Raw genomic sequence first — 17,572 nt, forward strand, 5'->3', positions numbered from 1 at the left:
TGGCCCTGGAGCTTGATGGGTAAGCGCTAACAGCTATCAAATGAAGAGCGGGTGGCCGTGGCGCCGCAGAAACCGGAGTGGCCGCGCGGCCTGCCCAAGTCGCTGGCCCCGCCCCGGCAGAACTTCCACTTGGCATGGCCCCTGGTGCATCTGCATGTCGCCCCTGCAGTCTGCCCACGCCGTCCGTCACCCGCTGCAGTGCGTGGGCTGCGTGTACGGGCGCCTTCGCGCCCACCCAACGGTGAGTGATTCAGGCAAACTGGCACGACCATGAACGTGATAGACCCGCGCACCGCCATCGTGTTGATCAGTGCCATGAGTGCGCTGATGGCGCTGGTGCTGTGGGCCCTCAAGCGCAGCTACCCGCCCAGCATTCAGGGTCTGGGCCAATGGGCGCAGGCGCTGTTGATCATTGTGGTGGGCGGCATCCTGGCGGCCTCGCGTGGGCAACTGCCTGAAATCCTCACCACGGCCGTGCCCAATTTCTTGCTGTGCTGGGGCGTGTATGGCCTGTATGCGGGCACCCAGCGTTTTTACGGCGTGCGCCCAGCCACCTGGCGCTGGCTGGCAGTGACTGTCGCCGTCACGCTGGGCACCCTTTGGTTTGCCCTGGGCGACCCCAGTTACACAGCCCGCCTGCGGCTTGTGACGGCACTCTTGGCCGTGATGTTTGCCGTGCACGCCTGGTTCATCGTGCGGCAGGGCATGGGCAGCTTTTCGCGCTGGCTCACGGTGGGGGTGATCGTGTACATCGCCGTGATTCAGCTGGTGCGGCTTGCCACCACGTTCTTCCTGCCCATGGGCGACACCATCTTGAGCGGCACGCCGCAGCACGTGCTGTTCATCGCCAGTTTTTCCGTGTCTGTCCTGCTGTTTTCGGTGGGCGCCGTGCTGATGGCTGGCGACCGCCTGCGGGCCGAGCTGGAGCTGCTGGCCACCCGCGACTCGCTCACCAACACCCTGACCCGGCGCTACATGGACGAAGCCTGCGCCATCGAGCTGGAGCGCAGCCACCGCACCGGCCAGCCCCTGGCCATGCTGATGCTGGACCTGGACCATTTCAAAACCATCAACGACACCCACGGCCACCAGGCCGGCGACCGCGTGCTGGTGGAGTTTGCCGCCAAGGTACAGCGCTGCCTGCGCAGCAAGGACCTGCTGGGCCGCTTTGGCGGCGAAGAATTTGCCCTGCTGCTGCCCAACACCCCCCTGGACGCCGCCCTGCAGGTGGCCGAACGCATCCGCGCCGCCTGCGTGCCCCAGGGCAACGAGGTGGGCTGCACCGTCAGCATCGGCGTCACCCTGAGCCTGCCGCAGAACGACTCGATGGACAAGCTGCTGGCGAGAGCGGATGCGGCGCTGTATGAAGCGAAGAACACGGGGCGGAATCGGGTGGTGGCGGGGTGAGGGGCTGTAGGGCTGTCGAGTACCCGAAAAATAGTTATTGGGGCACCTTGCCCTCATAGATCTGTTTAATGAGCCCAAACGCATATTCATGCATCCAAGAGCCGCCACCGCTTGAGATGAGGTCCTCATCGTCGTTTTGAAACGTCAGAAAGGGAACCACCTCACTGCCGTTAAATGTGGAGTCTCTGCTGCCATCCAGGATCACAGCCAGAGAAAACGATATTTTTTCCACCAAGCTGCGAGCGATATCGGGGGAGAGATTTTCGGATTCAAGTTCCCCTCTGACGGATTCGATGAGTGCACCCATCAGTGTTTTTTGCATCTCGTCAAAGGCGTGGCTGTCTTCGATCAGTTTCATTGCGTAGCTTCCTTGACTCAATAAGTATTGGTACCGCTGCCAACCGCCCTAAAACCACAGGGGGGCGATTTTCAGGCAGACAACCCGCTCATTGTGCAACTTGCAGTGCAACGACCAGCAAGGCTCTAGACGGCACGAAGCGTGTTGCGTGTCCCCAGCACAGCACTGTAAAGAATTTGAGTGAAATTCGCCCCTGGCGCTTTATCTATAAGTGCTGGCAGCTATCAATTCAAGAGTTCCAACGGTTGCTATCGTTGTGTGCGTATAGGCGGTAATGTTGCAAGGGCTCATGCGGTCACGCTCGCCAAATACGGGCGCATCACATTAGCCGCACGGTTCACTGTGGCGTAGTGCCACATGGCGTGCCTGCCGCGCAGTTGATGACCTGGATGCACGGCGCCCAACGGTTTCTGGAGGTGCAGCGGTTTGACCGGCGGGGGGCGCGTGGGCGCAGGGCGCTGCATTCCTTCGCGGCGCTGGACGCCGAGTTTGTTGGCAGTGGCGGCAACTGGCCGTGATCGCCAGGGCGTTGTGGAAAGAGGGCGTCATCACCCCCCAGGCCTTTGACACGGCCTGCCTGCTGTGGGCGTTTGGCACGCTGATCGGCAACACCGACATGCACAGCGGCAATCTGTCGTGCTTGTCAGAGGGGCGCAGGCCTTACGAGCTGGCGCCTGCGTATGACATGACGCCCATGGCGTTTGCTCCCACGGCGGGGGGGGGCTTGCCGGATCGGACGCTGGAACTGACGGTGGGGGAGCAGGTCAGCGCGGCGGCTTGGAAAGAGGCGCTTGCAATGGCGCAGGTGTTTGTTCGGCGGTTGGAGGACGAGGCGGGATTCAGCGCGGGTTTCGATGCGTGCAAGGTGGAGTTGCTGCGCTATGTGGCGGTGGCGGCAGAGCGTATTGGGCGGCTTGCACTTTAGAGTGGCTACTTGCCAGGCGTGCAGCTTAAGTAGGCAGCGATGGCGTTTTGCGGGTGCTGTGGAGGGGAGCTGGAATGCACTGGCACGTGATTTGGAAACCGATTTAGTGCGAAATGTGCTCAGAGCGCATGAGATTTTCTAGGTTTTTGGAGATCGAAATTTATTTCGGAGAAATATGGATAAAAGACTTGCCCAGCTTATTTCCGACTATCAGAAGGCGGTCGGTGCTGCTGTTGTTTTGATGGCCGAATCCGGGCTGAAAACCCCCTCAAGTAATGCCGAGTGGCTTGATTTAAAAATACCTGAACATGGGTATTTGAAAGATGGAGTAAGGTACTATAAACACGGATTCGGCTGTTGGGTGCACTTGCCCGAAGGTAAGGTGGATTTTGATTTTGGTCGAAATGGTCAAATTGATGGATTTGACGAGTGGCGACTTTGGAATTTTTGCCAAGATAGCACGAGAAAATATGAGTTTGAAACGCTGCAAGCGATTTCTGATTGCATTCGGCACGCTGTTGAGGAGGGAACTATTGTTGCCTCCTCTTATATTCTCTACTATGTTGTGGATTCGGTTAATTTATTAGGTCAAGAAGTGGCTCGAATTTTGGCAGTCGGCTGCGCCCTCCCTCATCGAGACCAAGATAGTATTCAGCTTCTTTCCTCTCAATGTTTCGAATCTGCAGACCTAATGTTCGAGCATTACAAAGTTATTAACCTTATGTGGGAGAAGAAGGGGAGGCTTGGCGGCACTAATGGTGTGAAGTTTAGAATTTATCTCCTCTCTTGGCTTGGATATCTAAACGAGACGGCTGAAGGTTTTAGAAAAATGAATATGCGACTCCTTCTGGAGCATAAACGCCCGACAAGCTTTGCTGAGTTAATTCCGGAGCTTAATAAAGTTGGAAGTTTAAGGAAGAAATATGACGATGATTTGCGAAAATTACGCAACGACACTTTCCACCTTCGTGCTAGTGATGAATCCATCACGCGGTTCTTCGCTGATGATGGTGAAAGAATGAAGTGGGCTACAGAGTTGCACGCAGCGTTTGCGTCGCTCTTTTCAAACTACCGAGTCTTGGCAGAAGTGGAGTATCTGCATCTCGGGCGCTTTGGCGAGAGCCAAATTCGCAAAGAGAGCACGGAGCGCCGGAAAATGAGAAGAGGCAATGCTACAGCGAAACTACAGGCAGAATGAAGGTCCTTGACAATTCGGATTGACGAGGAAGAACGCGTAATCGAATATTTCAATCGATGAAAGAAATTACTATTGCTACCTTTGGGCGGGAGCTGTTTCTAAAAAAGTGGTGCACCTATTCAATTGAGGGCAAGCGCGGTGATGATTTTGTTTGAATTCAATAGTTTTTTATGTAGCATTTCAACGCCTAAAAAATCTCCTTAATAAAGGAAGTGTTTATGGGGAAAATAATCGCTAGTAGAACCGGTCCAGTACTCGGAATCGAGTCTAGTGCAGATATGTTTGATAAGCTGAAATATGAATCATCGCGACTGAAGCAAGGGTGGCATCCGTATGATGCCTTTAACTTCTTGGTCACTGCTTGGCACCTTTTTGAGGATTGGACGAAGAGCGATGATTCTAGGTCTCTTTGTCGCATGAAACGACAGAGGCGACGGCTACCTTCAGAAATGGAATTCGTATTAGATATCGTTCGTGATCTTGTTAATGGAGGTAAGCATTTCCAGTTGACGCCAGACTCGGCGCAAAAACGTCGTGTCGGCGAAGTGCATACTGGAGAGGAAGTCGGGGTCTATGAATATTTATTTCACGAAAATTTGCCTGCAGTCACTGTTGATGGGTGCTGGTATTTTAGTATGCGGGTATTGCACAATATAATATTGAAATATTTCGATTGGGTGTTCGATGATTCAATTTCTATTGAGGACTTTCCAAGCGAGATCCTTGAAGCTATTATTTACTGTGATATCCCTAATCGTGGCGGCGGACCTTCGCCATTTGTTTGGCTTCTCCAAATAGAAAGTGCATATAGAGATGAAATCCCGAAAAATGCATAAGATATTTATATATGCTGCGATTGCCAAGCATTTCACATGACCCCTGGGTCTGTGCAAAGAGTCGAGCAAGTCAAATACTTGTATGTTGAGCGCTGGCTTTTTATCTCGGTTTATGCCCGATGCTGGCCGATACCCACCATTTGCACCAAGCTCAGCCGACCGCTCGCATCCCCACCAACCCCGGCATCGCCCCCCGCATCGCTTCCAAAAACAACCTTAGCCGCGCCGGATAAAACCGCGCATATGGGTACACCAAGTACACCGGCAGCGGCGCTGCGTGCCAATTGGGCACCAAGTGCAGCAAGTTCCCCTGCCGCACGTCGTTGTCGACGATCCACGCCGATGCAACACACGCCCCCAGTCCGGCCAGGGCGGCGCTGCGCAGGGCGTACAGGCTGTCGGTGGCCAAGCGGGGGGTGATGCCAAACGTGTGAGCCTCGCCGTCGGGCTCTTGGGTCAGGGTGACTTCGCGGCGGTAGAAGGTGCTCAGGGCCAGCCAGGGCAGGGGGTGCAGGTCTTGTGCGTGCCGGGGCGTGGGGCGCCCGGCCATGAGGGCGGGGGCGGCCAGCACGATGCGGGGCACTTCGGCCAGGCGCACTGCGACCACGCTGGGGTCGTCCACGGCGCCGACCTGGATGGCGCAGTCGATGCCTTCGGCGATGAAGTTGGGGCGGCGGTCGTGCAGCATCCATTCCACGTCCACCTCGGGGTAGCGGCGTAGGTAGGCCATCAGCGGGGCGATGAACTGGTCTTGCCCAAAGGCGTGTGGTGCCAACACGCGCAGGGTGCCGCGCGGGGTGTCGGCCGTGCCGCGCAGGTCGTCCTCCATGGCGCGCCAGTCTTCCAGCAGGGCCTTGGCGTGGGCAAAGCAGCGGTCGCCGTCTTCGGTCAACTTCATCACATGGGTGGATCGCTGCAGCAGCTTGATGCCCAGGCTGCGCTCCAGCGCCTGCAGGCGGCGGCTCACGGTGGGCTGGCTGGTGCCCAGTTGCTGGGCGGCGGCAGACAGGCTGCCGGCCTCGACGATGCGGACAAAGGTCTGCATCAGGTCGATGCGGTCGGCGCCGGGTTGCAAGGCTGGCAGGGTGTTGGTCATACGCAAAGCGTATAACGAATTTGCAATTCAGCCTACTACCCAGCGCGGCGGCGGGCTAGAACAATCGCACCATTCCTTTTTAACCGATGGTGTTGCGATGTCTTCCATTCAAAATGTGCATGCAAGCGGTGCAGCGGGGCGAGCCCCGGTGGCGCCGCCTGTAGAAAGCGCCGTGAGTGCGCCGCTGCTGTTGCTGCTAGCGACCACGGCGGGGCTGAGCGTGGCGTCGCTGTACTACAGCCAGCCCATGCTGGGCGTGCTGGGGCCCGATATGCAGGCCGACAGCCGTGTGGTGGGGCTGGTGCCCACGCTCACGCAGCTGGGGTATGCGCTGGGCATTTTGCTGCTGGCGCCGCTGGGCGACCGGTTTGACCGGCGCCGCATCATCGTCATCAAGTCCATCGCGCTGATGCTGGCGCTGCTGCTGAGCGGCCTGGCGCCCGGCATGGGCGCGCTGCTGGCGGCCAGCCTGGCCGTGGGCCTGGCGGCCACAGTGGCGCAAGACGTGGTGCCTGCCGCCGCCACGCTGGCCCCGGCCGCACAGCGCGGGCGCATGGTGGGCACGGTGATGACGGGGCTGCTGCTGGGCATCTTGTTGTCGCGCGTGGTCAGCGGCTTTGTGGCGCAGCAGTGGGGCTGGCGCACGGTGTATGTGGCGGCGGCGGTGGCCATTGCGCTGCTGACGGTGGCCGTGTGGCGCGGGCTGCCGCGCTTTGCGCCCACCACGCAGATGGGCTATGGCGCGCTGATCGGCTCGATGGTGGCGCTGTGGCGCCAGCACGCGGCGCTGCGCCGCGCGGCCTGGGCGCAGGGGCTGCTGGCCGTGGGCTTCAGCGCGTTCTGGTCCACGCTGGCGGTGATGCTGCACAACCAGTTCAACCTGGGTACGGCGGCGGCGGGCGCGTTTGGCCTGGCTGGGGCGGCGGGTGCACTGGCTGCGCCGCTGGCCGGGCGCCTGGCCGACAAGCGCGGGCCCGAGGTGGTGACGCGCTATGGCGCCGGGCTGGCCGCCGTGTCGTTTGCGGTGATGGCGCTGGCACCGCTGCTGCCTGCGCAGGCCCAGCTGGGCTTGATTGTGGTCAGTGCCATCGGCTTTGACTTTGGCGTGCAGGCCACGCTGGTGGCGCACCAGACCATCGTCTACGGCATTGACCCCGCAGCGCGCAGCCGGCTCAATGCGCTGTTGTTCACGGGCATGTTCATCGGCATGTCGGCAGGGGCGGCGCTGGGCGCTTTGGTACTGGCGCAGTGGGGCTGGCTGGGGGTCGTGGGGCTGGCCACCGTGTCGTCACTGGCGGCCCTGGGGGTGCGGGTGGCTCGGCGGGCAGGATGATTTGAATAAAAAATGGCTCTGCCGCCTTATGGGTAAGCGTTGGTAGCTATCAAAAAAAGAGCGGCCAAGGGGCCGCTCTTTTTTTTGCAGGGCTACCTTGCCGGTGGCCTCAGGCCTTCTTCACTTCAATGTGATACAGCCCCCAGGGGCACAGGCCAAAGCGTTCCTTCACTGGCTTGTCCTTGAAGGCGGGCAGCACGTCCGCGTCGTACACGGCCCACTGCGGGCCCAGGCCGCCCAGGGCCATGGGCTGGCCGTCGATGTGGGTGGCGACGATCATGCGGTAGGCCTGCACGTCGGCCATGCTGATGGTGACGTTGTAGCCGTCCACCGCGCGCAGCACCAGCTGCACGGGGCTGCCAGCGGCCACACCAGCTGCGGCCAGCACGGTGGTGAGCAGAGGGCCTTTGAGCGTGTGGGGCTTGCTGTCGTATTCCAGCGTGGGCTTGATGGTGACGGCGGGCATGCGCTGCAGGGCGGCGGCGTCCAGCGCGTGGGCTTTGTCGAACTGGATGCCGTGTTTGCCCATCATCTGGTCGATGGTGGCATCGAGCGCGCCCCGGTTGGGCTGGGTGATGGCGCCGCTGATGGTGAGCAGGGCGGGGCTGGTGGATGCTTTGGCGGGTGGGGCGGCGTGGCTGCTGGTGGTGGCGGTCCACAGGCCTGCCAGGCCGACGCTGGCAGCCACAAAGTTTCTTTTGTTCATGCTCGGTTTCTCCTCGTGTGATGCTTGGTTGATTGATCGATGGATGGGGCACATCAATCCGGGGCGCATGGTAAGCGCAGGACTGGCGCTTGCCACCCAAAAAAGTGTCAGTACCTGTGTGGACGTGCCGCGTGTGCCGTGTGTGCCGTGTGGCATGCGTGTCCTGTGGCCTTCAACCCCCAGGGTGCATGGCGCACCCTGCCAGCGCGCAGACGCGAGCCGCACCACAATCGGTGCCCATGACTTCTTCTTCGACGATGCTACGGCTGATCAGCCTGGCGGCCTTTTGCAGCATGGCGTCCATGCGCGTGTGCGACCCGATGCTGGTGGCACTGTCCCTTGAGTACAAGATCACCACGGGCGATGCATCGGCCGTGATTGCGGCGTTTGCCGTGGCCTACGGCGTGCTGCAGCTGGTGTATGGCCCGCTGGGCGACCGGGTGGGCAAGGTGCGCGTGATCATCGGCGCCACGGCGGCCTGTGCGGTGTTCAGCGCCATGACGGCGCTGGCGCCCAGCTTCAGCCTGCTGGTGGTGGCGCGTGCGGCCATGGGGGCGGCGGCGGCCGGGATCATTCCGCTGTCGATGGCGTGGATTGGCGATGAGGTGGCCTACGAGCAGCGGCAGGAAACATTGGCGCGCCTGATGGTGGCCACGGTGACCGGGATGATGGCGGGCCAGTGGTTTGGCGGCTTTGCCACCGAAACGCTGGGCTGGCGTGCGGCGCTGGGTGTGCTGGCCGTGCTGTTCTTCACGGCAGCCACGCTGCTGTTGCGCCATGCGCGCGCCAGCGGGGCGCTGCGCCCTGTGGTGGTGCCGGGCGCGCCGGCGTTCTCGCTGGCCAACTACCTGGCGGGCACCCTGGCGCTGCTGCGCATCCCGCGTGTGCGCTGGGTGCTCACGGTGGTCACGATTGAGGGCGCACTCGCGTTTGGCACGCTGGCTTTTGTGCCCGCGCGCATGGTCGATGGCTTTGGCCTGTCAGCCTCTGCCGCTGGCGGGGTGATGGTGCTGTATGGCGTGGGCGGGCTGATCTACAGCGTGTTTGCGCGGCGTTGGCTGGCGGCGCTGGGCGAGCGGGGGCTGGCCGTGCTGGGGGCCAGCTTCATTGCCATCGGCCTGCTGTCGCTGGCCTGGGCGCCTGCGGTGGGCTGGGCCATGCTGGGCTGCTTCTTGGCGGGCATCGGCTTTTACATGCTGCACAACACGCTGCAGGTGCAGGCCACGCAGATGGCGCCGCAGGCGCGGGGCACGGCGGTCACGCTGTTTGCGTGCCTGCTGTTTTTGGGCCAGTCCACGGGTGTGCTGCTGGTGGCGTTCAGTGTGGACCGGGGATGGCTGCCGCCAGTGTTCACGGTGGCGGCGGTGGGGGTGTTTGTGCTGGGCCTGCTGATCTCGCGCCGGGTGCAGGCGCGGGGGGCGGTGGCAGGCGCGTGACCACCCCGCCAGTGGTTGTCAGCCCCGCGCCTCGTACCAGCCTTTGCTGCGGTTGACCACGGCCACCACCGCCAGCATCACGGGCACCTCGATCAGCACGCCCACCACCGTGGCCAGCGCTGCGCCGGAGTGAAAACCAAACAGGCTGATCGCCGTGGCCACGGCCAGCTCGAAGAAGTTGGATGCTCCGATCAGCGCCGAGGGGCAGGCAATGTTGTGCTTTTCGCCCACGGCGCGGTTCAGGCCATAGGCCAGGGCGGAGTTGAACAGCACCTGGATGAGGATGGGCACGGCCAGCAGGGCGATGACCAGTGGCTGCTGCAGGATGGCCTCGCCCTGGAAGGCGAACAGCAGTACCAGCGTGGCCAGCAGGGCGGCGATGGACCAGGGCCCGGTGCGCGCCACGGCGGCGTCGAAGGCGGCCTGGCCCTTGCGCAGCAGACGCTTGCGCAGCCACTGAGCAATCACCACGGGGATCAGGATGTACAGCACCACCGAGGTGAGCAGCGTGTCCCACGGCACGATGATGGCCGACAGGCCGAGCAAAAAGGCCACCAGCGGCGCAAACGCCACGATCATGATGCTGTCGTTCAGCGCCACCTGCGACAGCGTGAACAGCGGGTCGCCCCCGGTGAGGCGGCTCCACACAAACACCATGGCCGTGCAGGGTGCTGCGGCCAGCAAAATGAGCCCGGCGATGTAGCTGTCGATCTGGTCGGCAGGCAGGTACGGCGCAAACCAGTGGCGGATGAACAGCCAGCCCAGCAGCGCCATCGAAAACGGCTTGACCAGCCAGTTGACGAACAGCGTCACGCCAATGCCGCGCACATGCTGGCGCACCTCGGCCAGCGCACCAAAGTCCACCTTCAGCAGCATGGGGATGATCATCACCCAGATGAGCAGGCCCACCGGCAGGTTGACGCGCGCCACCTCCAGCGCGCCCACGGCGCGGGCCGCGCCGGGCAGCCACTGGCCCAGCGCAATGCCCACCACGATGCACAGCAGCACCCAGACGGTGAGGTAGCGCTCGAACACCGCCATGCCGACGGCCGGGGAAGGGGGCAGCGCACTGACAGCAGCACGTTGTAAAGGGCTTGGTGGCAGGGTCATTTCAGTGGTCCATTCAGTTATCCATTGCGCTGCGCGCCACTCGCGATGCATGCAACTGGCGCGCTCTAAACCAGCGCCCCCGCGCAAGGGCCGCCCCGCCGCGCTGGGGGCGTCCCCCTCCCGGCTCGCGCAGCGAGGCGAGAGAGGGGGAAGGCGCGAAGCGACTCAGGGGGTGTTTCATCATTGCTTGGGCAGGTTGCGGGCCGTGGCTTGCAGCGCGGTGGCGGCGAGCTTGTCGTCGGGCAGGTTCACCAGCAGTTCCAGGCGCTGCTTGATGGCGTGCAGGGTCTTGCGGAAGGCCTCGGCCTTGTCGGCGTCCGAGCCATCGCCCGCTGACGGGTCGGCATAGCCCCAGTGCGCCGTGGCCGGGTGGCCGGGCCAGAAGGGGCAGACCTCGCCCGCTGCGTTGTCGCACACGGTGATGATCAGGTCCATTTGCGGCGCGCCGGGGGCGGCAAACTCATCCCAGCTTTTGCTGCGCAGCCCTTCGGTGGGGATGCCCGCGTGGGCCAGCGCCTGCAGGCCCAGCGGGTGGGGCTGCTGGTTGTCGCGTGGGCTGCTGCCGGCTGAATAGGCCTTGAAGCGGCCCTGGCCCATGGCGTTGAGCAAGGCCTCAGCCAGGATGCTGCGGGCGGAGTTGTGCGTGCACAAAAAGAGCACGTTCAAAGGAGGACGTTGTGGGGTGGCGTTCATCGTGGCTCCAGGCTCAGCAGCACTTGTTGGGGTTGTTGGCGGTGGGGCCGCAGCACGCGGCCTGGCCTGGCGCGGGGGCCGACGGCGCGCCCGTGGGGCAGCACGCGGCCTGGGCTGGCTGCTGCGTGGTCTTGGCTGGCTGCTGTGCAGCGGCTTCGTTGAACACGGGGATGTTGCCCAGCGTGTGGAAGTGTTCCCAGGCCACGCCCTGCGGGTCGGTGATCCAGTGCTTGTCGCTGCGGGCGTAGCAGCAGGTGGTGGCGCCTTCGTCCAGAAGGGCCATGTCGGCGCCCTGGGCGCGGGCCTTGAGCTCGACCAGTTCGTCGGCCTCGTCCACCTGGAAGCCCAGGTGGTCCACGCCGGGCTTGTCGCCCCGGGTAGAGATGGCGAAGTTCACGCGCGGGTCTTCGAGCATCCATTTGGCGTAGTCGGTCTCGACACGTGCAGGTTCGGCCGCGAACAGCCGGGAGTAGAACGCGATGCTCTTGGCGAGGTCATCGACATGCATGTGGACGTGGAATCGCTTCATGGTGGTTTCCTTTCGGCTGTGGGTCGTGGGGTGGGGGATGTGAGGGAGGCGATCAGCACTGGCAGGCGGCGGTGGCCTCGTCGGTCAGGCAAGCAGCGCCCTGGCAGCAGTTCTCGGTCAGGTAGGCCAGCAGGTCGTTCATGGTGGCAAACGAGGCGCGGTAGATCAGGTTGCGGCCCTGGCGCTCCTGGCTCACCAGGCCCGCGTGGGTCAGCTCCTTGAGGTGGAACGACAGCGTGTTGGGCGCAATGCCCAACTGCTCAGACAGCCCGCCGGGCGTGAGCCCTTCCTGGCCCGCCACCACCAGGGCGCGGAACACCCGCAGGCGCACTTCCTGGGCCAGGGCGGCGAGGGATCGGATGACATCGGTTTCTTGCATGGTTCGATAATACAACAAAAGTTGAAATATAGAAGTATCGCCTGGAGAAGTTTCTGGAGTCGTCAGGAAAATTCAAGAAAAAATGGCAGTCTGCGCTCTATGGTATTGCCCTGATAGCTATGAATTTCATAGTTACTTAAGTCTGTGTACCACGGTCTTCATAACTCGACGATCTAATCACCCGATTTTTTAATCGTTTGTGAACTTACGATTCGCCGATACAGTCGCCCATCCTTTTCCAGTCCCGCGCGGCAGCGGCCACTCACTGTGGGGCCGCTGCCGCGCACTGCTTTCCATGATCGATTTACGGGGTATCACCCAAACCTACCAGGGCCCACAAGGCCCCGTCGAAGCCCTGCGTGGCATCGACCTCACCATCCAGCCGGGCGAAGTGTTCGGCATCATCGGCAAGAGCGGCGCGGGCAAAAGCTCGCTGGTGCGCGTAATCAACCTGCTCAACCGGCCCACCACGGGTCAGGTCATCGTGGGCGGGCGTGACCTGACCCAGCTGAACGACGCACAACTGCGCGAGGCCCGGCGCGAGATCGGCATGGTCTTCCAGCACTTCAACCTGCTGTCGTCGCGCACCGTGTTCGACAACGCCGCATTGCCGCTGGAACTGGCGGGCATGGACAAGGCAGCGATCCGCGAGCGCGTGAACCCGCTGCTGGAGCTGGTGGGCCTGGCCCACCTGGCCGACCGCTACCCCGCGCAGATCAGCGGCGGGCAAAAGCAGCGCGTGGGCATTGCGCGCGCGCTGGCGAGCCGCCCCAAGGTGCTGCTGAGCGACGAAGCCACCTCGGCGCTGGACCCGGAGACGACCCGCTCCATCCTCGACCTGCTGCGCCAGGTCAACCGCGAGCTGGGCCTCACCGTGGTGCTCATCACCCACCAGATGCAGGTCATCAAGCAGGTGGCCGACCGCGTGGCCGTGATCGAGGCGGGCCGTATCGTGGAGCAGGGCCGCGTGCTCGATGTGTTCACGCGCCCGCAGCAGGCTATCACCAAGAGCCTGATCGACGAAATCCTGCCGCAAGAGCTGCCTGCGAGCGTGCTTGACCATGTGCGCAAGCTCACCCGCCAGCTGGCCACCACGGCGCCCGGCCACGCGGGGCGGCTGCTGCGGCTGTCGTACTCGGGCGACAGCGCCTACCAGCCCATCCTGTCGCAGCTGATCCGCGAGTTTGGCGTGGACATGAGCATCCTGCACGGTCAGGTGGACGAGATCCAGGACGAGACCTTCGGCTCGCTGGCCGTGTACGCCAGCGGCGAGCCCATGCAGGTGCGCGGCGCGGTGGAGCACCTGCGCGCGGGCGGCGTGGCGGTGCAAGAAGTCACGATCGAGATCTGAGGAGGAAAGCCATGTTCGACCATTTCACTCCGGCCATGCTGGACCTCTTTGCCTCCTCGTTGTGGGAGACGCTCATCATGGTGGGCATCTCCGGCATTGTGGGTGGCCTCATCGGTGTGCCGCTGGGCGTGTTCCTGCGCCTCACGGACCACGGCGGCGTGCTGCAAAACGGCCCCGTCAACAAGCTCGTGGGCTGGCTGGTGAACGCCGTGCGCTCCACGCCTTTCATCATCCTGCTGGTGGCCATCATTCCCTTCACGCGCTTCATCACGGGCTCGTCCATCGGCACCGCCGCCGCCGTGGTGCCGCTGACGATTGCCGCCGCGCCTTTTGTGGCTCGCCTGGTCGAGGCCGCCTTGCGTGAGGTGGACCACGGCCTGGTCGAAGCCGCGCAGGCCATGGGCGCCACCACCAGCCAGATCGTGTGGAAGGTGCTGCTGCCCGAGGCGCTGCCCGGCATCGTGGCGGGCCTGACCATCACGTTTGTGAGCCTGACCGGCTACTCGGCCATGGCCGGTGCGATTGGCGGCGGTGGTTTGGGTGACCTGGGCATCCGCTACGGCTACCAGCGCTTTCTGCCCGAGATCATGCTGGCCGTGGTGCTGGTGCTGATCTTCTTTGTGCAGGCCGTGCAGAGCCTGGGGGACTGGGCGGTGCGCAGGTTGAACCACCGGTGATCTGGGTATGAGGCCCGGGCTTGTTTGCTATTGAATAAATAGCTGCTAGCGCTTTATGGTCAAGCGCCAGGGGCCAATTTCAGGCTCTCTTCCGTTTCGGGTGGAACACTACAGTTCAAATAAATCCATTGACACCCCCTGAACAGGAGCCCTCCCGATGCAAGAAGCGTTGTTCTGCCAAGCGTTGGGGCTGGCCGCGCCCTGGGCTGTGGAGCGTGTTGCACTGGATGTCGAGCGCAGCCGCATCGACCTGTACGTGGTCTGGCAATCGGGCAGTGCCGCCTGCCCCGTTTGCGCCGCAGCTGAGCAGAAACTGCATGACCACCGCCAGCGCAGCTGGCGGCATCTTGATTTCTTTCAGTTTGAAGCCTACGTGCACTGCGCGCTGCCCCGGGTGTCTTGCAGCGCCTGCAGCTCTACGACCCAGCTGAGTGTTCCCTGGGCGCGAGAGGGCAGCCGCTTCACGCTCATGTTCGAGGCTCTGGCTCTGACGCTGGCCCGTGAGATGCCGGTGGCCGCGTGTGCACGCATCCTGCGCTGTGCGGACAACGCCTTGTGGCGCCAGATCGATGCCCATGTCAGCCTGGCGCGCGCCAAGGAGAGCTACGCGGGTGTGGCGGTCATCGGTATCGATGAGACCAGCTGCGCCAAAGGCCACAGCTACATCACCCTGGTGCACGATCTTGAGCGGGCGCGACTGATCTACGCCACACCCGGCAAGGATGCCAGCACCGTGCAGCGCTTTGCGGCGGACCTCAAGAGCCACCAAGGCAGGCCCGAAGCCATCCAGGTGGTGTGCATGGACATGTCCAAGGCCTTTATCGCAGGAGCAGGCCAGCACTTGCCCCAGGCGGCCATTGCCTTTGATGGCTTTCATGTGGTGCAGATGGCCAACCGGGCAGTGGACGCAGTGCGGCGGGAAGAGGCCCGGGGCGAGCGCTGGCTCAAGAAGACCCGTTGGTGCTGGCTCAAGGACAAAGCCAAGTGGACGGACAAAGAGCAGGCAAAGATGGATTGGCTGCCTCGCACCCGATTGAAGACCGCCAGGGCGTGGCGGATGAAGGAGGCGCTGCGCGATGTTTACAGGAACTCAGACGCGGATGCCGCCAGCAGTGCACAGGCACTCAAGAAATGGCTGCACTGGGCGCAACGCAGCCGCTTGCAGCCCTTCAAGGACTTGGCCAAGACCATCCAGCAACACTGGGCGGGAATACTCCAGGCGTTTGATGCTTCTCATCTGCACACCGGCTATGTGGAGGCGGTGAACTCACTGTTGCAAGCAGCTAAGGCCAAGGCGCGTGGCTATGGCACCACCGATCACTTCATCGCCATGGCGTTCTTGATTGCTGGCAAGCTCACTCACCTGCCAGGCAGTCCTTTGCGAAAAGCAAGGGCCTGACCATGGCTCTGGTGGGGAATGTGGCGTTCCACCCGAAATGGAAGAGAGCCCAATTTCATTCAAATTTCGGCCCCATTCTTTGAGCCAGCAGCGGCGTCGGTCTTAACTCCCTCTCCCCTCGTGGGAGAGGGCGGGGGAGAGGGGGCAACGGCGTGTGCGGCGCTGACCTACCTCTCTCCCCAACCCTCTCCCGCGAGGGGAGAGGGAGCCTGAACAACCCCTTCAGCCCGGCACCCGGTAGTGGTAGCCGTACGCCGTCTTGAACCCCATCGACTGGTACAGCCCCAGCGCTGGCGTGTTCTGCGCGCGCACTTGCAAATAGGCGCTGGCTGCCCCGGCCTCGGCGGCCCAGTGCAGCAGGGCTGTGACCAGCGCACGCCCGCGCCCGCCGCCCCGGTGCTCGGGCGCCACGGCCAGGTCGTACAGGCCCACGGCGCCGCGCTCCAGCACCGCCAGCCCAAAGCCCACGGGCTGGCCTTGTGCGTCGTGCTGCAGTGCAAACGCGGCAGGGTGGGCAATGTGGTCCAGCATGCTGTTGTGTAGCGCGCGGTGGTGTGTTGGAACGCTGTTGGCAGCGGCAAAACCCTCCAGCCAGGCGGCAGTGGGCGTGGTGCTGATATGGGTGCTGCCATCGGGCTTGCCCACCGAACCCAGGGCCAGCGGCCGGTGCAACACCAGTGAGGGGTCGAAGTGCTGGTAACCCGCCTCGGCCAGCTCCTGGTCGGCCTCGGCCGGGGCCAAGGGCGAGATGCGGAACACGGCGGGCAGCCCGTGCCGTGCGTACAGCGCTGCAGCCGCTTCACGCACCCCGTCAAACGGCGCGCCGGGCAGCAGCGCGTTGACCGAATTGGCACGCTTGGTGTAGCCGCCCGACAGCCGGAACACCCAGCCCCGGTGGAACACCGTCTGGCGCGCGGGCCAGGCGTTGAAGGCGCGTTCTTCAAGGGCGCGGATCAGGGCTGAGGGTACGGTGGGCTCGATGGTGGTGGGCGTCATGGCAGGCGTTATACCAACCCGCCCCTCGGGCACACCCTCAGTCGGTTCAGTCAGTTCAGTCGGTGGTAATCTTGTGGTCGGCCACCAGCTTGGCAAAGCGTGTGGTGTCGCTGGCTATCTGCTCGGCCATTTGCGCGGGCGTGTTGCCAATCGGCTCGGCTCCGATGTCCTGCATGCGCTTCTTGAAGTCGGGCGACTGGATCACCTTGACCATCTCGGCGTTCAGCCGGGCCACTACATCGGCGGGTGTGCGTGCCGGGGCCAGCACTCCAAACCAGGTGCCGATGTCAAAGCCCGCAAAACCGGCCTCCTGCAGCGTGGGCACATCCGGCAGCGATGAGGACCGCCTGGCCGTGGTCACCGCCAGCGCGCGCAGCTTGCCCGCCTTGATGTGGGGCAGCACGGGCGTGATGGTGTCGAACGACATCGACACCTGCCCGCCCAGCAGGTCGGTGGTCAGCGGGCCGCTGCCCTTGTAGGGCACATGCAGCACAGGCTGGCTGATGGTGGTCGAGAACTGCGTGCCGATCAGGTGCTGCGCCGTGCCCGCGCCGTTGGAGCCATATGAAAACTTGTCGGGCGCTGCCTTGATCAGGGCCACAAGTTCCTTCACATCCTTGGCGGGCGTGGTGGCGCTCACGGTCAGTACGTTGGGCACCAGGGCCACGGTGGTGATGGGTGAAAAGCTCTTTTGAAAGTCGTAGCTGAGCTTTTTGTAGACGCTGGTGGCAATGGTGTGGTGCACCGCGCCCATCAGCAGCGTGTAGCCGTCGGGTGCGGCCTTGGCTACGTAGTCGGCACCAATGGTGGCGCCTGCGCCGCCCCGGTTTTCCACGATCACGGGCTGGCCCAGCGCGGTGCTGAGCTTTTCGCCCAGCGCACGCGCCAGCACGTCGGTGGTGCCGCCCGCTGCAAACGGCACGACGAGGGTGACGGGTTTGCTGGGCCAGGCCTGTGCGTGGACAGTTTTGCCAGGTAGCAGGCAGGCGGCTGCGGCCAGCGCCGCCAGTGCCATCAGGTGTTGACGGCGCAGCGGGTGGGCGATGGCGGTGGGGCCGGGGGTAGGGCGATGCATGGTTTGTCTCCTAAAGGATGGGGGTGCGGCGGCTGTGTGGCCTTTGCGGCCTTGTGGTGGTGCCCGCC

At 63.1% G+C, this 17,572-nt stretch carries 19 protein-coding genes; 10 read left to right on the forward strand and 9 right to left on the reverse strand.

From position 1 onward, the window contains the following. Nucleotides 1–270 precede the first annotated feature (270 nt). Nucleotides 271–1,407 (forward strand): diguanylate cyclase, encoded by a 1,137-nt coding sequence (locus C8C94_RS04545; RefSeq protein WP_055401779.1) that lies wholly within the window; start codon nt 271–273, stop codon nt 1,405–1,407. 34 nt (nt 1,408–1,441) lie between these two features. On the opposite strand, the gene C8C94_RS04550 is transcribed toward C8C94_RS04545, so the two are convergent. Beyond that, entirely contained in the window at nt 1,442–1,765 is a 324-nt protein-coding gene (locus tag C8C94_RS04550; protein ID WP_121419878.1) for a hypothetical protein, read from the reverse strand. A 380-nt stretch (nt 1,766–2,145) separates the two neighbouring features. Here C8C94_RS04550 and C8C94_RS25810 point away from each other — a divergent pair, with 380 nt between their 5' ends. From C8C94_RS25810 to C8C94_RS25405, 4 genes are all read left to right on the forward strand, one after another. Further along, a complete protein-coding gene (locus tag C8C94_RS25810) occupies nt 2,146–2,283 on the forward strand; it encodes a hypothetical protein (protein WP_233573392.1) in 138 nt (45 codons plus the stop codon). After that, entirely contained in the window at nt 2,280–2,690 is a 411-nt protein-coding gene (locus tag C8C94_RS04560) for a HipA domain-containing protein (protein ID WP_233573393.1), read from the forward strand. The genes C8C94_RS25810 and C8C94_RS04560 overlap by 4 nt, the downstream gene beginning before the upstream one ends. 175 nt (nt 2,691–2,865) lie before the next feature. Further along, a complete protein-coding gene (locus C8C94_RS25715; RefSeq protein WP_199731191.1) occupies nt 2,866–3,888 on the forward strand; it encodes a hypothetical protein in 1,023 nt (340 codons plus the stop codon). 278 nt (nt 3,889–4,166) lie between these two features. Next, nucleotides 4,167–4,724 (forward strand): hypothetical protein, encoded by a 558-nt coding sequence (locus C8C94_RS25405; protein WP_147433228.1) that lies wholly within the window; start codon nt 4,167–4,169, stop codon nt 4,722–4,724. Between the two features lie 151 nt (nt 4,725–4,875). Here the strand turns inward: C8C94_RS25405 and C8C94_RS04570 are convergent, their stop codons facing one another. After that, complete coding sequence (locus tag C8C94_RS04570; protein WP_121419879.1) at nt 4,876–5,820, reverse strand: LysR family transcriptional regulator; 945 nt, start codon at nt 5,818–5,820, stop codon at nt 4,876–4,878. Between the two features lie 97 nt (nt 5,821–5,917). Here C8C94_RS04570 and C8C94_RS04575 point away from each other — a divergent pair, with 97 nt between their 5' ends. Beyond that, nucleotides 5,918–7,153 (forward strand): MFS transporter, encoded by a 1,236-nt coding sequence (locus tag C8C94_RS04575; RefSeq protein ID WP_121419880.1) that lies wholly within the window; start codon nt 5,918–5,920, stop codon nt 7,151–7,153. 109 nt (nt 7,154–7,262) lie between these two features. On the opposite strand, the gene C8C94_RS04580 is transcribed toward C8C94_RS04575, so the two are convergent. Next, nucleotides 7,263–7,859: a molybdopterin-dependent oxidoreductase gene (locus tag C8C94_RS04580; protein ID WP_121419881.1), complete on the reverse strand. Its 597-nt coding sequence runs from the start codon at nt 7,857–7,859 to the stop codon at nt 7,263–7,265. A gap of 239 nt (nt 7,860–8,098) precedes the next feature. On the opposite strand from C8C94_RS04580, the gene C8C94_RS04585 reads away from it, so the two are divergent. Further along, the gene (locus tag C8C94_RS04585; RefSeq protein ID WP_233573394.1) at nt 8,099–9,295 is read left to right on the forward strand and encodes an MFS transporter; all 1,197 of its coding nucleotides are present in this window, start codon (nt 8,099–8,101) and stop codon (nt 9,293–9,295) included. 18 nt (nt 9,296–9,313) lie between these two features. Here C8C94_RS04585 and arsB read toward each other — a convergent pair whose 3' ends face one another. From arsB to C8C94_RS04605, 4 genes are all read right to left on the reverse strand, one after another. After that, nucleotides 9,314–10,336 carry an ACR3 family arsenite efflux transporter gene (gene arsB / locus C8C94_RS04590; protein ID WP_121419883.1) on the reverse strand — a complete coding sequence of 341 codons (1,023 nt, stop codon included), beginning with the start codon at nt 10,334–10,336 and terminating at the stop codon, nt 9,314–9,316. 249 nt (nt 10,337–10,585) lie between these two features. Continuing rightward, on the reverse strand, nt 10,586–11,098 hold the full coding sequence (locus tag C8C94_RS04595) for an arsenate reductase ArsC (protein WP_121419884.1): 513 nt from the start codon (nt 11,096–11,098) through the stop codon (nt 10,586–10,588). Nucleotides 11,099–11,111: 13 nt separating this feature from the next. Then, complete coding sequence (locus C8C94_RS04600; RefSeq protein ID WP_121419885.1) at nt 11,112–11,627, reverse strand: ArsI/CadI family heavy metal resistance metalloenzyme; 516 nt, start codon at nt 11,625–11,627, stop codon at nt 11,112–11,114. A 52-nt stretch (nt 11,628–11,679) separates the two neighbouring features. After that, nucleotides 11,680–12,006 carry a helix-turn-helix transcriptional regulator gene (locus C8C94_RS04605; RefSeq protein WP_055397556.1) on the reverse strand — a complete coding sequence of 109 codons (327 nt, stop codon included), beginning with the start codon at nt 12,004–12,006 and terminating at the stop codon, nt 11,680–11,682. Between the two features lie 295 nt (nt 12,007–12,301). On the opposite strand from C8C94_RS04605, the gene C8C94_RS04610 reads away from it, so the two are divergent. From C8C94_RS04610 to C8C94_RS04620, 3 genes are all read left to right on the forward strand, one after another. Next, complete coding sequence (locus tag C8C94_RS04610) at nt 12,302–13,357, forward strand: methionine ABC transporter ATP-binding protein (protein ID WP_121419886.1); 1,056 nt, start codon at nt 12,302–12,304, stop codon at nt 13,355–13,357. 11 nt (nt 13,358–13,368) lie between these two features. Next, a complete protein-coding gene (locus C8C94_RS04615) occupies nt 13,369–14,034 on the forward strand; it encodes a methionine ABC transporter permease (protein ID WP_121419887.1) in 666 nt (221 codons plus the stop codon). A gap of 157 nt (nt 14,035–14,191) precedes the next feature. Continuing rightward, a complete protein-coding gene (locus C8C94_RS04620) occupies nt 14,192–15,433 on the forward strand; it encodes an ISL3 family transposase (protein WP_121419550.1) in 1,242 nt (413 codons plus the stop codon). A gap of 222 nt (nt 15,434–15,655) precedes the next feature. Here the strand turns inward: C8C94_RS04620 and C8C94_RS04625 are convergent, their stop codons facing one another. Together C8C94_RS04625 and C8C94_RS04630 are read right to left on the reverse strand one after the other, a co-directional pair. Continuing rightward, nucleotides 15,656–16,429: an N-acetyltransferase gene (locus C8C94_RS04625; protein WP_121419888.1), complete on the reverse strand. Its 774-nt coding sequence runs from the start codon at nt 16,427–16,429 to the stop codon at nt 15,656–15,658. A gap of 55 nt (nt 16,430–16,484) precedes the next feature. Further along, on the reverse strand, nt 16,485–17,444 hold the full coding sequence (locus C8C94_RS04630; RefSeq protein ID WP_121422699.1) for a tripartite tricarboxylate transporter substrate binding protein: 960 nt from the start codon (nt 17,442–17,444) through the stop codon (nt 16,485–16,487). Nucleotides 17,445–17,572: the final 128 nt, after the last annotated feature.

It is taken from the genome of Acidovorax sp. 94 (assembly GCF_003634645.1).
Classification (GTDB): domain Bacteria; phylum Pseudomonadota; class Gammaproteobacteria; order Burkholderiales; family Burkholderiaceae_C; genus Acidovorax; species Acidovorax facilis.

Excerpts from the sequence above, each read along its gene's own strand:
- C8C94_RS04630 (WP_121422699.1), bottom strand. The coding sequence starts at position 17,444 with ATGGCACTGGCGGCGCTGGCCGCAGCCGCCTGCCTGCTACCTGGCAAA.
- C8C94_RS04610 (WP_121419886.1), top strand. The coding sequence starts at position 12,302 with ATGATCGATTTACGGGGTATCACCCAAACCTACCAGGGCCCACAAGGC.
- arsB (WP_121419883.1), bottom strand. The coding sequence starts at position 10,336 with ATGGCGGTGTTCGAGCGCTACCTCACCGTCTGGGTGCTGCTGTGCATC.
- C8C94_RS04575 (WP_121419880.1), top strand. The coding sequence starts at position 5,918 with ATGTCTTCCATTCAAAATGTGCATGCAAGCGGTGCAGCGGGGCGAGCC.
- C8C94_RS25405 (WP_147433228.1), top strand. The coding sequence starts at position 4,167 with ATGTTTGATAAGCTGAAATATGAATCATCGCGACTGAAGCAAGGGTGG.
- C8C94_RS04580 (WP_121419881.1), bottom strand. The coding sequence starts at position 7,859 with ATGAACAAAAGAAACTTTGTGGCTGCCAGCGTCGGCCTGGCAGGCCTG.
- C8C94_RS25715 (WP_199731191.1), top strand. The coding sequence starts at position 2,866 with ATGGATAAAAGACTTGCCCAGCTTATTTCCGACTATCAGAAGGCGGTC.
- C8C94_RS04625 (WP_121419888.1), bottom strand. The coding sequence starts at position 16,429 with ATGACGCCCACCACCATCGAGCCCACCGTACCCTCAGCCCTGATCCGC.
- C8C94_RS04605 (WP_055397556.1), bottom strand. The coding sequence starts at position 12,006 with ATGCAAGAAACCGATGTCATCCGATCCCTCGCCGCCCTGGCCCAGGAA.
- C8C94_RS04550 (WP_121419878.1), bottom strand. The coding sequence starts at position 1,765 with ATGAAACTGATCGAAGACAGCCACGCCTTTGACGAGATGCAAAAAACA.
- C8C94_RS04600 (WP_121419885.1), bottom strand. The coding sequence starts at position 11,627 with ATGAAGCGATTCCACGTCCACATGCATGTCGATGACCTCGCCAAGAGC.
- C8C94_RS04615 (WP_121419887.1), top strand. The coding sequence starts at position 13,369 with ATGTTCGACCATTTCACTCCGGCCATGCTGGACCTCTTTGCCTCCTCG.
- C8C94_RS04570 (WP_121419879.1), bottom strand. The coding sequence starts at position 5,820 with ATGACCAACACCCTGCCAGCCTTGCAACCCGGCGCCGACCGCATCGAC.
- C8C94_RS04595 (WP_121419884.1), bottom strand. The coding sequence starts at position 11,098 with ATGAACGCCACCCCACAACGTCCTCCTTTGAACGTGCTCTTTTTGTGC.
- C8C94_RS04545 (WP_055401779.1), top strand. The coding sequence starts at position 271 with ATGAACGTGATAGACCCGCGCACCGCCATCGTGTTGATCAGTGCCATG.
- C8C94_RS25810 (WP_233573392.1), top strand. The coding sequence starts at position 2,146 with ATGACCTGGATGCACGGCGCCCAACGGTTTCTGGAGGTGCAGCGGTTT.
- C8C94_RS04620 (WP_121419550.1), top strand. The coding sequence starts at position 14,192 with ATGCAAGAAGCGTTGTTCTGCCAAGCGTTGGGGCTGGCCGCGCCCTGG.
- C8C94_RS04585 (WP_233573394.1), top strand. The coding sequence starts at position 8,099 with ATGACTTCTTCTTCGACGATGCTACGGCTGATCAGCCTGGCGGCCTTT.